This window comes from Kribbella sp. NBC_01505 (assembly GCF_045040285.1).
GTDB lineage: Bacteria > Actinomycetota > Actinomycetes > Propionibacteriales > Kribbellaceae > Kribbella.
Genome location: NZ_CP109425.1, coordinates 2,983,375 through 2,997,494, shown reverse-complemented (window position 1 = coordinate 2,997,494; position 14,120 = coordinate 2,983,375). Strand labels below are relative to the sequence as shown.

Here is a 14,120-nt window from a genome sequence, read left to right as displayed (position 1 = left end):
GCGTCGGTCGGCGTCAGCTGACTCGCAGTCGGAACGAGAGCAGTCCGGTGCCGGTCGCGTTCGTGATCCACGGTCCGGAGCCGATGTGGCTCTGGTAGATCAGAGCGGTCACTCCGGTTGCCGGACCGGACAGTGTGAGCGCCAGACTCCCACCGGCCTGGTAGGCGACAGACGACACAGTCACTGCGGAGCCCTCGATCCGGAAGTCCGCAGCCGCACCGGCGGCCACAGTCAGCGGATCACCAGTCCGGAGCTTCACTACGAGCTTTGAGCCGCTTGCGGTGACACTGGCCGGGTTCGGCGCCGAGACGCCGGCCGACGGGCCGCCGTACAGGTCGCGAGCGATCACTGCGAAGTTGTGGTCACCCAGGTCGCGGTAGCCGCCGAGGTACGCGTAGTGGCAGCCGTCGTGACCGGACAGTCCGTTGGTAGAGAGCAGTACGACGCCATCCGTGTCACCGAGTGCGCGCTGCGCCTCCCGCAGGTTGATGCTGGTGGTGTTGCCGCAGGGCGACGTACGGACTTGATTCACGTAGTAGCGGGTCGTCGTACCGAAGTCAGCACGCCAGTCCGCCAGCAAAGCGCGGAACCCAGCCACATGCACGGCTGCGTTGTCGTTGTCGCTCTCGCCCTGGTACCAGAGCACTCCGCGGACCTGACTGATCACACCGGCAGCCTTGAGCCGCGTGCGCAGTCGGCCGTAGTTGGTGGTGAGGTCATCAGGATTGGCGTCGTTCCGCTGGAAGAAGCTGATCGGCTGACCGCCGTGTGCGCCCTGGATGATCGCCACCGGCACCTTGTAGGTGTCCACGAGCCGGCGACCCATCCGGATCGCCCACTGGCCGACCGAACCGGACTGCACTGTCACGTCACCAGTCGCGTAGTGCCACACCCGGTCTGCGCTGGAGACCTGACCATCCGAGGCCGGAGTGCCGTAGCTGCGCAGCCATGGCGACTCCTCCACGTTCGCAGCGCCGCTGTACTTGGCCGCCTCTGCGTTCGACTGTCCCTGGATGACAAACACGTCACCAGAGACCACACCGGTACGCCGGGCCACGACTCGGTCGAATCCGCTTCCGAGCGCACGCAGTTCGAAGGTGTGGTCCTGCAGCGCCGCGTTGATCCGCGGAGTGAACCGGAAGTCGCGGGACCGCGAGCGGTACGTATCCGTGTGCCCGTTGCTGATCACTCGCAACTGCACCTCGGTGACATTCGGATCGGTCATCCGCCCGGCCACCGGCACGTTGGCGCCGTTCGCTGCGTCACGGGGAACCAGCTGCCGATCCTGCGGTGCTTCGGACAGCGTCACCAGCGACGTCCGGACGTAGGCAGTCAGCTTCCGCTGCGTGTACCGCGGCGCGTTACCGGCGAACGTCCAGTCCGGCTGACCGGACGGGCTGGTCCCGATACCGATCGACAGCGGTACGTCGGCCGGCTGGGTGAACGAGTTGATCGCGAGCACCGTCTTCGCGGCTGCACTCGATGGCCGGGTCGCACCAACCTGTGAGACCTGGAACGACCCGTACGCACCGATGGTCGGGCTGTCATCCGCGTCGAACGTGATCGGGGAGGTGTTCGCGACCTGGGTGCTGGTCTGTTCGGCGTAGGTGTTCGGCCACATCTCCAGGTAGCCGGTCTGTCCGAGGCCAGTGGTCACGTTCGGCACGTTGGACGCGACCTCTAGGTCGTCAACGCGCTGCCGGGTTATCTGTCCGGCATTGGTGGGCAGTCCGATGTTGCGGGCGTCCGCAGAGAACGGTTCCATCGCGGTCCACACGCGCTGCGGTCCGTCGGGTCCGTTCAGCTCGAGGCAGTACCCGACGCGGTCGAAGTTCGACCCCACCTCGGTACGGCGATCAAGGGTGTACGGCAGCTCCTTGTCGAGCCAGCCGGCGCGCTCTGGCAGCGTCAGTTGCAGCACCGGCGTGAAGCCGACTGCTGCGGCCGCGCAGCCGACGCCGGGATCTCGGAGCGCGGGAAGAATGGCATGGGCCTGCGCAGTGACAGTCGAAGCCAGCAGGGTGGCTACAACAGACACAGCAAGAAGACGTCGAGGCATAGGCGGACCTCCGGGGGCGGGGCGGTTGTCTGGGTACTTCGTAAGCGACCCGATGCCCCCAGGGCTTGGGCCGGACCGGAGTCGTGCGGTCAGCGGTCCGAACCCTGCGCCCAACGGACCGGGTGTCCTGAGTCAGAATTTCGACGGCACTGGAGACGCCCAGGCACGCACCTCGCGGCGTTGGCGAAACGCCCACGATGAACCCCGCATCGAGGACGCTCCGCCGCCTTGCGATGCACGCACCTGGACCCCTCCAGCACTCGCCGACCTTCTGACTCAGGACACCGCGTTGTCAGCTCTTCTGCAGCTCGGGATAGGCCGCCGCGAGGTCTCCGGCCACGGACTGCTTGGCCCACCGTGCGGTGTCGTCGGCGAGCACCTCGTACGCGCCGGATTCGATCCCGTCGAGCGCCTGCTTGGCCACGTCCTCCGGCCGGGTCTTCGGTCCGTCCAGCCAGGACGTCATGTCGGTGTCGACGTACCCCATGTGCAGTCCGGTGACACCGATGCCACGGTTCACCAGCTCGACGCGCAGGGAGTTCGACTGGTGCCACAGCGCCGCCTTGGTGGCGGAGTAGGCGCCGTGCCGGGCAACCCAGGACAGGGCCGAGTGCGCGTTCAGGATGTGACCGCCGCCGTTCCGCTCGATGATCGGGACGAAGGCCTTGGTGACCTCGAGCGGGCCGAAGAAGTTCGCCTCGAAGACTGCGCGCAGGTCGTCGGTCGGTGCGTCCAGATAGCTGTCAGGAGCACCCGCTCCGGCGTTGTTGATGAGCACCGTGACATCAGGTGCGGCCGCAGCCAGCGCCTCGATGGATGCCTGGTCAGTGACCTCCAGCGGCAGCGGTACGACGCGCGGGTCGCTGCTCGGCTTCGGTGTCCGGGCGGTGGCGTAGACCTTGGCCACTCCGCGGGTGAGCAGGTCGTCGACGATGGCCTTGCCGATGCCGCGCTGGCCACCGGTGACGAGAACGACAGCGCCTTGTAATGCGGTCATGAGGTGCTCCTGGGGAGATTGGAAACCGATCTGTTTCCACTAGCGTAAACCGATCAGTTTCTATTCCCAAATCCAGCCGGTACCCTCGTCGTATGAGCAGCTCGGCGACACCCCGCGAACGCCTCCTCGAGGCAGCGGGCGACCTCTTCTACCGTGACGGCGTGAACATCGGCGTGGATGCGCTGTGCAAGGCGGCGGGAGTGTCGAAGAAGTCGATGTACCAGCTGTTCCGCTCCAAGGACGAGCTGATCGCGGAGAGCCTCGCGAACCGCGGCCCGGCGTACCAGGCGATGCTGACGCCGGGGCCGGACGACCGGACGCCGCGGGAGCGGATCCTGGACGTCTTCGAGCGCCAGGACGATGTGGTTGCTCACGGCAACTTCTTGGGCTGCCCGTACGTCGGGACCTCGGTCGAGCTGAAGAATCCGGAGCACCCGGGGTCGGTGGTCGCGCGGCACTTCAAGCAGCAGCTGACCGATTTCTTCCACCGCGAGCTGGTCAAGGCCGGCGCCGAGGACCCGGGCACGGTGGCCATCCAGCTGACGATCGCCTTCGACGGCGCGAGCGTGCGCTCGGTCATCCGCGCCCAGTCGCTGGGCGGCATCGGCGTACTGACTGCCGGCGCCCTCCTGGACGCGGCCGGCATCCGCGCTCCCGAGCTCGCAGGTCACCTGAGCTGAGGCTGAGCTGACGCTGACGTTGATGCGCCCGGGCGGGCCGATCGCCCACCCGGGTCGCGACGATCAGTTGGTCAGCTGGGCGAGCTCAGCGCCGGCCAGCAGGAAGGCGCCGACGCCGAAGTCGGCGGTCGACTGGTAGTTCACCGGCTGGCTCGACTCCGGCCGGTCGCCGACCTTCTGGACGTAGCCGAGGAAGCCGTCCGGGTGGACGGCGGTGGCGACCATTCCGTTCCAGGCCTTGGCCGCCATCGGCAGATAGGTGACCGAAGGCAACAATCCGGCGCGGACCGCGTAGGCCGTCGAGTACGCGAAGAACGCCGTACCGCTGGTCTCCGGGCCGGGCAGGTGCTGTGCGTCGGCCAGGTTCACGTTCCAGAAGCCGTCGGAGCGCTGGATCGACCGCAACGAACCCACCAGCTGCGTCAGGCCGGTCTTGTACTCCGCGACATTCGCCTGGTCGGCCGGTAGCGCCTTCAGGGTCTTGACGTGGGCCGCCGCGACCCAGCCGTCGCCGCGCGACCAGACGACCGGTTTCCCGTTGGGAGAAAGGATTCCCGTCGGCAGGAAGCGGTCGTCGCGGTACCACAGCCCGTTCGACGTGATCCACAGCTTCCGCGTCCGCTTGGTGTGGTTGTAGAGCTGGTAGACCTTCGTCCAGTACGCCGGATCCGCGCGCAGCTTGCCGATCCGGGCGAACGCCGGCATCGCCATGTGCAGCGCGTCGCACCACCACCAGTCGTCGATCTTGGTGCTGTTCACCATCCGGCTCAGGGTGTCGGTCGCCGCGGTGAGCTTGTTCGCGGACGGCTCGAGCTCGTAGAGGTCGAGGTAGGTCTGAATGCAGTTGTGGTTGTCGGCGTGCCGGGTGCTGACGCCGCCGGGGATGCCGTAGTTGTGCCGTTCGGCCCAGGCGCGCGCGTAATTCAGGTAGCGCACCTCGCCGGTCAGCTTGTGCGCGGCCATCAGGCCGCTGAAGAAGGTGGCGCGGGCCCAGCCGTTGTCGCCGGAATCACTGTGCGTGGCGATCCACTGGTCGGCGACGCGGCGCACCACGGCGACGATGTCGGCCCGTCGCGGCAGGCTGCCCGGCGGTGGCGCCGCGCTGGCGGTAGCAATTACGGAGGGTAGTGCCGGGGCGGCCATGACTGCGGTTCCGACGGTCAGGAACTGGCGTCTTTTCATGGGACAAGTCCTCACTTTGTTCCACTGAACTGGGAAAACAGGATGAATTGTTCCAGCGTGAAGTTAATGCTCCTGAGATATTGACGCCCTTACTGTCCGTCGTCAAACTTCCGAAAAGACTCTGCGGATTCTGGGGGGAGTCGCAGAGTCCTACCGCCCCCTCAAGCAAGGACTCCGCCCATGAGAATCAAACCTCTACTGATGGCTGTGGTGAGCGCCGGTCTGGTGGCCGGCGCCCTGAGCAGCCCAGCGGTCGCCGCCAAGCCTGCCAAGCCCGCGGAGATCGCACCGGCACTGGCGCCGGCCGTCTTCGCGCATCCCGGGGTCGGCGTCAGCCGGGCCCAGCTGGACTTCGTGAAGGCGAAGGTGCTGGCCGGTGCGCAGCCGTGGACCAACGCCTACAACCAGGCCAAGAACAGCGCGTACGGCTCGTTGTCGCGGACGCCGGCACCGCGGGCGGTCGTTGAGTGCGGTCCGTACTCCAACCCGAACCTCGGTTGCACCGACGAGCGGCAGGACGCGATCGCGGCGTACACGGACGCATTGGTCTGGTACATCAGCGGTGACGTCCGGTACGCGCAGAAGTCGATCGCGCTGATGGACGCGTGGTCGGCGACGATCCGCGACCACACCAACAGCAACGCGCCGCTGCAGACCGGCTGGGCCGCGTCGTCGTGGCCGAAGGCGGCCGAGATCATCAAGCACGCCTACGGAAACTGGCCGAACTCGGCGCGTTTCGGCACCATGCTGCGCAACGTCTACGTGCCGGAGATCATCAACGGCTCGAACTCCAACGGCAACTGGGAGCTGACGATCATCGAGGCCCTCCAGGGCATCGGCGTCTTCCTCGAGGACCGGACGATCTACGACAAGGCGCTCTCGCTGTTCGCCAACCGCGCACCGGCGTACGTGTACCTGGCGTCGGATGGTGCGCTGCCGAAGACGGTGCCGAGCCAGAACCTCAACACCCGCGACAAGATCGTCAGCTACTGGCAGGGCCAGGGTACGTTCGTCACCGGTCTGACTCAGGAGACCTGTCGCGACTTCGTCCACACCGGCTACGGCATCTCCTCGATCTCACACGTGCTGGAGACCTCGCGGATCCAGGGCATCGACCTCTACCCGACGTACGGCGAGCGCCTGCGCCAGGCACTCGGCTTCCAGGCCAAGTACGAGCGTCAGGCCGAAGCGGTCCCGTCCTGGTTGTGTGGCGGTTCGGTGAACCGTGGCCTCGGTCCGATCACCGAGGTCGGCTACAACGCCCTGCACACCCGGCTGGGCATCGCGATGGCGAACACGCAGGCGCTCACGGAGGCCAATCGGCCGTCCGGTACGAACGCCTTGTTCGTGGCGTGGGAGACCTTGACCCACGCGGAGAACCCCGCCTGAGGTAGCAGACTCAGGCTTACGAAGGTGATCCGGGAGAGCTGGGGATTCTGCCCCCGCAGCTCTTCCGGATCGCTATGTCAGTGCGCAGTGACCCGCAGCGCGCTCAGTGCGGTGACCAGCTCGGCCAGCTGCTGTGGATCACGCAGTGACCGACCGGTGAGCGTCTCGATCCGCCGTAACCGGTAGCGAACGGTGTTGGCGTGACAGTGCAACTGCTCGGCGGTCCGGCTCGGCGACCCCTCGTTGGCACACCAGGTCCGCAGCGTCTGGATCAGTACGGACCGCTCATGCACACCGAGCGCCAACAGCTCTCCCAGTACGGCGGCGCTGATCCGCTCGGCCTCGACCGGAGCCGCACTGACCAGCATGGCCAGCGGACTGGGGTCGTACTGCACGACCTTGCCGCCCCGATGCGACAACGTGGTCAGAGCGATCCGCGCATCGTGCAGTGCCCGCGGAGTGTCCCGCAGATGCTCGAAGACCGGGCTCACTCCCATGTCGCCACTCGCACAGCTCTCCAGATCAGCCAGTACGCCGGACTCCGCCGTACTGCGGCCGATCGACAGCAGGCCGGTCAGTGCGTCCGGTTGCCAGCGCCACGTCGAGTGGACACCGTGCCGCCGCAACCGGGCAGTCAGCTCTGGACCGTCTCCGGCTGTGGTGATCGCCACCAGGAACTGTCCACTGAGCGGCGTACCGAGTGCTTCAGCGATCTCCCACAGGGTCGTGGTGTCGGAGGTGGCGCCGCTGAAGAGCGCATCGAGCAGTGCGAGTCGCCGATGCTCCTGCTGTACGGCGAGCTCCGTCGAGGACGCGCGGTAGGCGATGGCGAGTGCGTCGGTGCACTCACCTGCCAGCCGCCAGACCGTGGTCGCCGCGTCGACCAGACTGGTGTCGCTGGCGATCCCAGTGGTCCGGGCGGTCGTCACCAGGTCGTGCCAGAGCTCCTCGAAGCCGATCCGGAACGCACGGAGCACCTCCGGCAGCGGTGCGTTCTGCTCGGCGCGCTCACGCCCAGTGGCGCGGGCCGGGGTGAGGTCCAGTGGCTCGGCCGCGCTCAGGCTGCGCAACACCGGTACCAGGTTGCCGTAGATCGAGCGGCGCAGGTCGACGGCCGACACATCGCCCTCGGAGTAGAAGGGCAGCTCGGAGTAGACGCGACGCGACATCGACTCGACCACAGCGTCGAGCCGCTCGAGCACCAGATAGCTGAGGGCCGGCAGCTCACTCATCGCAGCAGCGTAACTCCGCAGGTCAACCCACAGGAGTTGGTATGGCGAACAATCCGTCCGGGCTGATCTCGCTCACCGGTGACATTGCCCGGGCCGGCGCGCGGATCGAGGCTGCGAACACCATCGGAATGGCTGGAGGAAGCGTTGAGCCCAGGGAGGGACCACAAGGGTGAGCTGACCGGACGGGTCGCAGTGGTGACCGGAAGCAGCCGGGGGATCGGCCGTGCGCTGGTGCTGGCGCTCTCCCGGGCCGGTGCGGACGTCGTGGTGAGTGGAAAGAGTGAGACCGAGGACCCGCGGCTGGTCGGCACGATCCACTCGGTGGCGGAGGAGGTCAAAGCACTCGGCGGCCGCGCGCTCGCCGTACGGACCGATGTCCGGGACGAGGTCGAGGTGGAGCGGCTGATCCAGCGCACCGTCGAAGAGTTCGGCCGGGTGGACATTGTGGTGAGCAACGCAGGCGCACTGTGGTGGGAGCGCGTCATCGATACCCCACCGAAGCGCTACGACCTCATGTGGCAAGTGAACGTGCGGGCCGCCTACCTGGCCGCGTACTATGCGCTCCCGCACATGGTCGAGCAGGGCTGGGGGCATCTGCTCACCAACAGCCCGGAGGTGACGACCACAGCCACACCGGGCAAGGCGGCGTACATGACGACCAAGATGGGCATGAGCCGGCTGCAGCTCGGGATTGCGGCCGAGCACCTGGCCGACAACGTCGCTGCCAATGCACTGTGGCCGGCTGCGCCAGTGGACACCGCGGCGACGCGCAACTGGGGTAGCGACCGGATGGGTGATCCGGCACAGTGGCGTCGGGTCGACATCTATGTGGACGCCGCCATGGAGATCCTGACCAGTGAACCGCGGACGTGTACCGGGAGGATGCTCACCGACGAGGAGATCCTCACCGAGCGCGGCTGGACGGCCGAGGAGCTCGACTCCTACTGGCTGACCGGCGAGGCGCCGGCGGAACCGTTCTGGATCGACGGGAGAAGCACATGATCACCGAGGACACGGTCGGGTCCTTGCTGCGGCAGGCGGCCGAGCAGGCGCCGTCCACGGTCGCACTGGTGGAAGGCGTGCCCACTGACCGGCGGCGCTGGCGGTATTCCGAGCTTCTGGCTGAGTCCGAGCAGGTAGCCCAGGCCCTGCTCGGCCGGTTCGCACCTGGTGAGCGGATCGCGGTCTGGGCGAACAACCTGCCCGAGTGGGTCCTGCTCGAGCTGGCGGCCGGGCTGGCCGGCCTCACCCTCGTCACAGTCAACCCGGCGCTGCGCGAGCGCGAGGTCGTGCATGTACTGCGGCAGTCCCGTGCGGCTGGGATCTTCCTGATCCGCGAGTACCGCGGCAACCCGATGCTGGACACACTGCTCGCGGTCCGGGCGGAGCTCCCCGACCTGCGTGAGGTCCTGCTTTTCGAGGACTGGAAGAGCTTCCGTGAATCCGCCTCTCCGACCCAAGAGCTGCCGACCGTCCATCCCGACGACCCGGCGCAGATCCAGTACACCTCCGGTACGACAGGGGCCCCGAAGGGCGCCGTACTGCGGCATCGGTCGATCACCAACAACGCCCGGCTGTCCTATGTGCGGGCCTTCGACATGCAGCCGGGGGAGGCGTTCGTCAACACGATGCCGCTGTTCCACACCGCAGGCTGTGTGCAGGGAACACTCGCACCGCTGGTCAGTCTGGGGACCCAGGTTCTGCTGCCAGGGTTCGATCCTGGGCTCTACCTGCAGCTGGTCGAGTCCGAGCGCGGTGCGCAGTTCTGCGCCGTACCGACGATGCTGCTCGCGATCCTCGGCCATCCGGCCTTCGAAACCACTGACCTCTCGTCGGTGCGCTATGCGGTGTCAGGTGGTGCCACAGTCGCGCCTGAGCTGGTACGGCGAGTTGAGGCGGCGCTCGACGTACCGCTGGCGATCATCTATGCGCAGACGGAAGCGTCGCCGGTGATCAGCATGACCAGCCTGGACGACGCGCCCGAGGACCGGGCCGCGACGATCGGCCGGCCGCTGCCGGGGGCCGAGGTGAAGATCGTCCGGCTCGATGGTGAGCCGGCGGCGGCGGACGAGGTCGGCGAGCTGTGGACCCGCGGCTACCACGTGATGGCCGGGTACTTCGAGGATCCCGTCCAGACGGCCGCGGCCCTCGATGCGGACGGCTGGCTGCGGACCGGCGACCTGGCGAGTATGGATGCGCGCGGCTACTGCCGGATCGAGGGGCGGCTGAAGGAAGTGATCATCCGCGGCGGCGAGAACATCTACCCGCGCGAGATCGAGCAGCTGATCGCCACGCACCCGTCGATCGCGGACGTCGCGGTGGTCGGCGTACCGGATGACCACTGGGGCGAACAGGTCGCCGCCTTCGTCAGACCGGCCGCCGGTACGACGCCTTCGCCGGCCGAGCTGGAGGAGTTCCTGCACGGGCGACTGGCGCGGCACAAGGTCCCGAAGGTATGGCGGGTGGTCGAGGAGTTCCCGACCACCGCCTCGGGCAAGATCCAGAAATTTGCCCTACGCAACCAATTGAACTAGCCGCCTGCTCTAGCCGATCGCTTCGCCGCGTTTCCAGTAGCCCTGGAAGGAGATCGACGGTTTCGGGAGGCCAATCACGTTGACCAGGTGGCGTCGTACCGCCTTGATCATCGAGGACTCGCCGGCCACCCAGGCGAAGTCCACCGACTCCGGCAGCTCGGCGGCCTTGAGGGCCTCGAGCAACGGAAGGTCGGCGTCCGACTCGGGGGCCGCGGTGATCCAGGTGACGTCCGCGGTGCCGGGAGTGGGCAGCGGGCGGACGTCACGGTCGTCCGGGACCTGGGCGAAAACGGTCGCGTGTACGCCGGGCTCAAGCTGCTCGAGGATGCCGGTCAGCGCGGGGAGCGCGGTCTCGTCGGCAATCAATACGCGGTGCTTGCTGGTGCTCGGCGGGACGTAGTCGACGCCCGAGTTCAGCATGCCCTTGGTGCTGGTCGTGTCGACCGCGAACGGGATGAACAGCGCGATCTCGGCACCCGGTACGACGTCGGTCGCCCAGGCTGAGGCAGGTCCGTTGACACCGTGCAGGACGAACTCGATGTCCAGCTCGGACTGCTCGGCGCGCAGTTCGCGAATCGTGTACGTCCGCATGATGCAGCGCTCGTCCTCGGGCTGGGCGCACCAGTCGGCGTACCACTCCGCACCGGACAGCAGCATCAGATCGGTCCCGTTCGGCGGCGGCAGCAGGATCTTGATCCGCTGGTCGGGACCGGCGACGACGGCCTCGGCGAGCCGCGGTGCGACGAAGGTCACGCGGCGCAGGTGCGGGCTCAGATCTTCGATCGCCTGGACGGTGACGAACAACGAATCGAAGACGATCGGCTGGGCGGCGACTGTGGTCATTCGGGTTTCTCCAAACCGGCGCGGGGAGACTCGGATGCGCATTCGAGGACGGCCAGGTTATTCTGAGGCACCTAGAGGTTAGCCTTACCTAAGAGGAAACCAAAAGCCTGATGCCACCGCCTAGTACCGCAGTCGACACGAGCGCGACCGCTGCCGTTTCGACACGCCCGCGCCGGACCCGGCGCGCCACCTTGGTGCTAGGGCTGGTTGGCGCGATCGCCCTGCTCGCGTTGGTGGTTCTGCTCAGCATCGCCGTCGGCTCGAAGCAGATTCCGTTGTCCACGGTGATCGACGCATTACGCCATTACGACGAGTCGAATACCGATCACGTAATCATTCACTCACTGCGTGTGCCGAGAACGATCATCGGTCTTTTGGTCGGCGCCGCGCTCGGGCTGTCCGGTGCGTTGATGCAGGGCGTCACCCGGAACCCGCTGGCCGACCCCGGAATTCTCGGCGTCAACGGCGGCGCCGCACTCTTTGTTGTCGGCGGCATCTACTGGTTCGGGCTCGCCAGCCTGACGGCCTACGTCTGGCTGGCCTTCGCCGGTGCGGCCGCGGCCTCGGTGGCGGTCTACTTCCTCGGATCGCTCGGCCGCGAGGGCGCGACGCCGGTCAAGCTCGCGCTCGCCGGTGCGGCGCTGACCGCGATGCTCGGGTCGCTGACAACAGCCTTGCTGATCAGCGACGTCGACACCTTCGACCAGTTCCGGTTCTGGTCGGTCGGGTCGCTGTCCGGCCGTGGTTCGGACATCGCCGGCCAGGTGGCGCCGTTCATCCTGATCGGGATCGTGCTGTCGATGTTCTGCGGCCGCATCCTGAACGCGATGTCCCTCGGCGACGAGGTGGCGAAGTCGCTCGGTCAACGAGTCGGCCTGGCCCGGTTGTTCGTCGCGGTCGTCGTCGTGCTGCTCTGCGGAGCCGCAACCGCCGCGGCCGGACCGATCGGGTTCGTCGGTCTGACCATCCCGCACGTCGCGCGGCTGATCACCGGCCCCGACTACCGGTGGATCCTGCCGTACTCGGCAGTGCTGTCCCCGATCCTGCTGCTCGGTTCCGACGTGATCGGCCGGGTCGTCGCCCTGCCCGGTGAGCTGCAGGTCGGCATCGTGACCGCGGTCATCGGCGCACCGTTCTTCATCATGCTGGTTCGCCGGCGGAAGCTGGCAGACCTGTGACCACAGCCGAACCTGTGCCCACCGTAGAAGGAGTCCACGTCATCAGCCGGGCCCGGGCGGTCCGGCAGGCCCGCACGGTCGCGGTGATCGCCGTACTCGCGGTCCTCGTCTTCATCACGTTCTGCGTCTCGCTGTCGCTGGGTGACTTCAAGATCCCGGTCATCGACGTGGTGAAGACCCTGTTCGGCGGCGGCGACAAGGCCACCGAGTTCATCGTGAACCGGCTCCGCCTGCCGCGGGCGCTCACCGGCCTGATGGTCGGCGCCGCGCTCGGCATGTCCGGGGCGATCTTCCAGAGCATCGCCCGCAACCCGCTGGCCAGCCCCGACATCATCGGTGTCACGTACGGCGCGAGCGCGTTCGCCGTGTTCGCGATCGTCACGCTCGGGATGACCGGGCTGGCGGTGTCCGGGTTCGCCATCGTCGGCGCGATCCTGACCGCGTTCATCATGTACGTGCTGGCCTGGCGGCACGGGGTGTCGAGCTACCGGTTGATCCTGATCGGGATCGGGATCGGCGCGATCGCCACCAGCGTCACGTCGTACCTGCTGACCAAGGCGCGGGTCGAGATCGCGCAGCAGGCCCTGATCTGGCTCACCGGCTCGCTGAACGGGCGCGACTGGTCGAACGTGCAGGCGATGACGATCACGCTGGTGATCACCGTGCCGCTGTCGGTCTGGCTCGTGCACCGGCTGCGCATCCTGCAGCTCGGCGACGAGACGGCGTACGGGCTGGGGTTGCGGGTGGAGAGCTCGCGGCTCGGACTGATCGTGGTCGGCGTCTTCCTGGCCGCCGTCGCGACCGCCGCGGCCGGGCCGATCGGGTTCGTCGCGTTCGTGGGTCCGCCGATCGCGCGCCGGCTCACCCGCTCGCCGGGACCGGCGATGATCACCTCCGCGCTGATCGGTGCGCTGGTGGTGGCTCTGTCCGACCTGATCGCGCAGCACGCGTTCGGTGAGACGCAACTGCCCGTCGGCGTCGTGACCGGAGTCGTCGGAGCGCCGTACCTGATGTACCTGCTGGCTCGGACGAACCGGGTGGGAAGTGGTGGCTGAGATGGAGAACAGTGTGGCCGGAGACACGATGAGGCACAGCCTGGCGGCCGAGGGCCTGGCGGTCGGCTACGACCAGCGGCAGATCATCGACGACCTGTCGGTCGAGATCCCCACCGGCAAGATCACCGTCATCGTCGGCGCCAACGCCTGCGGCAAGTCCACGCTGCTGAAGACGCTCGCCCGGCTGCTCAAGCCCTCCAAGGGCACGGTGCTACTGGACGGCAAGAGCATCCAGTCGATCCCGACCCGCGAGGTGGCCACCAAGCTCGGCCTGCTGCCACAGTCGCCGACCGCGCCGGAAGGCATCACGGTCGCCGACCTGGTCGGCCGTGGCCGCTACCCGCGGACGCGCTGGATCCGGCAGTGGACCAAGACCGACGACGAGGCGGTCGCGAGCGCGATGACCTCGACGGATGTGCTGGAGATCGCCGACCGGCCGATCGACGAGCTCTCCGGCGGTCAGCGCCAGCGGGTCTGGATCGCGATGGCGCTCGCGCAGGAGACCGACATCCTGCTCCTGGACGAGCCCACCACGTTCCTCGACCTGACCCACCAGTTCGAGGTCCTCGACCTGCTCGTCGACCTCAACAAGCGCGACGCCCGCACGATCGTCCTGGTGCTGCACGACCTGAACCAGGCCTGCCGGTTCGGCGATCACCTGATCGCGATGAAGAACGGCGCGATCGTTGCCAAGGGCAACCCGGATGACGTGATCACCGAGGCGGTCGTGCACGACGTGTTCGGCCTGCACGTGAAGATCATTCCGGACCCGGTCGCCGGTACGCCGATGGTCGTGCCGATCGGCCGTCACACCACCCGCACCGACCGCAGCACCGACCATCCGGCGGATCTGCCCGCGGCCAACCCGGCTGCCGCGGCACTGGCTGCTTCCGCGGCGGCGAACGGCGTCTGCAGGCCTACCGACAGCTGACGGATCGGTTTTGTCGGCGGCCCCAACTAGGGTTGCCGCC

The 14,120-nt window shown here is 67.4% G+C and carries 12 protein-coding genes; 7 read left to right on the top strand and 5 right to left on the bottom strand.

Annotated features, from left to right (window positions below; genetic code table 11):
- Positions 1 to 13: 13 nt before the first annotated feature.
- On the bottom strand, positions 14 to 2,059 hold the full coding sequence (locus OG474_RS14060; protein ID WP_405062711.1) for a sialate O-acetylesterase: 2,046 nt from the start codon (positions 2,057 to 2,059) through the stop codon (positions 14 to 16).
- 292 nt (positions 2,060 to 2,351) lie between these two features.
- A complete protein-coding gene (locus OG474_RS14055; protein ID WP_405062710.1) occupies positions 2,352 to 3,056 on the bottom strand; it encodes an SDR family oxidoreductase in 705 nt (234 codons plus the stop codon).
- Between the two features lie 92 nt (positions 3,057 to 3,148).
- Here OG474_RS14055 and OG474_RS14050 point away from each other — a divergent pair, with 92 nt between their 5' ends.
- A complete protein-coding gene (locus tag OG474_RS14050; RefSeq protein WP_405062709.1) occupies positions 3,149 to 3,736 on the top strand; it encodes a TetR/AcrR family transcriptional regulator in 588 nt (195 codons plus the stop codon).
- Positions 3,737 to 3,799: 63 nt separating this feature from the next.
- Here the strand turns inward: OG474_RS14050 and OG474_RS14045 are convergent, their stop codons facing one another.
- A complete protein-coding gene (locus OG474_RS14045; protein ID WP_405062708.1) occupies positions 3,800 to 4,918 on the bottom strand; it encodes a glycoside hydrolase family 88 protein in 1,119 nt (372 codons plus the stop codon).
- Between the two features lie 180 nt (positions 4,919 to 5,098).
- Here OG474_RS14045 and OG474_RS14040 point away from each other — a divergent pair, with 180 nt between their 5' ends.
- The gene (locus tag OG474_RS14040) at positions 5,099 to 6,307 is read left to right on the top strand and encodes an alginate lyase family protein (protein WP_405062707.1); all 1,209 of its coding nucleotides are present in this window, start codon (positions 5,099 to 5,101) and stop codon (positions 6,305 to 6,307) included.
- Positions 6,308 to 6,384: 77 nt separating this feature from the next.
- On the opposite strand, the gene OG474_RS14035 is transcribed toward OG474_RS14040, so the two are convergent.
- Positions 6,385 to 7,539 carry a PucR family transcriptional regulator gene (locus OG474_RS14035; RefSeq protein WP_405062706.1) on the bottom strand — a complete coding sequence of 385 codons (1,155 nt, stop codon included), beginning with the start codon at positions 7,537 to 7,539 and terminating at the stop codon, positions 6,385 to 6,387.
- Between the two features lie 144 nt (positions 7,540 to 7,683).
- Between OG474_RS14035 and OG474_RS14030 the strand changes: the two genes are divergently transcribed.
- Together OG474_RS14030 and OG474_RS14025 are read left to right on the top strand one after the other, a co-directional pair.
- Positions 7,684 to 8,541: an SDR family oxidoreductase gene (locus OG474_RS14030; protein ID WP_405062705.1), complete on the top strand. Its 858-nt coding sequence runs from the start codon at positions 7,684 to 7,686 to the stop codon at positions 8,539 to 8,541.
- A complete protein-coding gene (locus tag OG474_RS14025) occupies positions 8,538 to 10,073 on the top strand; it encodes an AMP-binding protein (RefSeq protein ID WP_405062704.1) in 1,536 nt (511 codons plus the stop codon). Before OG474_RS14030 ends, OG474_RS14025 begins: the two co-directional genes overlap by 4 nt.
- A 9-nt stretch (positions 10,074 to 10,082) precedes the next feature.
- Here the strand turns inward: OG474_RS14025 and OG474_RS14020 are convergent, their stop codons facing one another.
- Positions 10,083 to 10,916, bottom strand: a complete 834-nt coding sequence (locus OG474_RS14020) for a siderophore-interacting protein (protein WP_405062703.1) — start codon at positions 10,914 to 10,916, stop codon at positions 10,083 to 10,085.
- A 110-nt stretch (positions 10,917 to 11,026) separates the two neighbouring features.
- Here OG474_RS14020 and OG474_RS14015 point away from each other — a divergent pair, with 110 nt between their 5' ends.
- Genes OG474_RS14015 through OG474_RS14005 form a run of 3 tightly spaced genes read left to right on the top strand, consistent with a single transcriptional unit; the run spans position 11,027 to position 14,080 of the window.
- A complete protein-coding gene (locus OG474_RS14015) occupies positions 11,027 to 12,094 on the top strand; it encodes a FecCD family ABC transporter permease (RefSeq protein ID WP_405062702.1) in 1,068 nt (355 codons plus the stop codon).
- A gap of 14 nt (positions 12,095 to 12,108) precedes the next feature.
- Positions 12,109 to 13,149, top strand: coding sequence for a FecCD family ABC transporter permease (locus OG474_RS14010; protein ID WP_405062701.1), 1,041 nt, complete (start codon positions 12,109 to 12,111; stop codon positions 13,147 to 13,149).
- 1 nt (position 13,150) lies between these two features.
- Positions 13,151 to 14,080, top strand: a complete 930-nt coding sequence (locus tag OG474_RS14005; protein WP_405062700.1) for an ABC transporter ATP-binding protein — start codon at positions 13,151 to 13,153, stop codon at positions 14,078 to 14,080.
- Positions 14,081 to 14,120 lie beyond the last annotated feature (40 nt).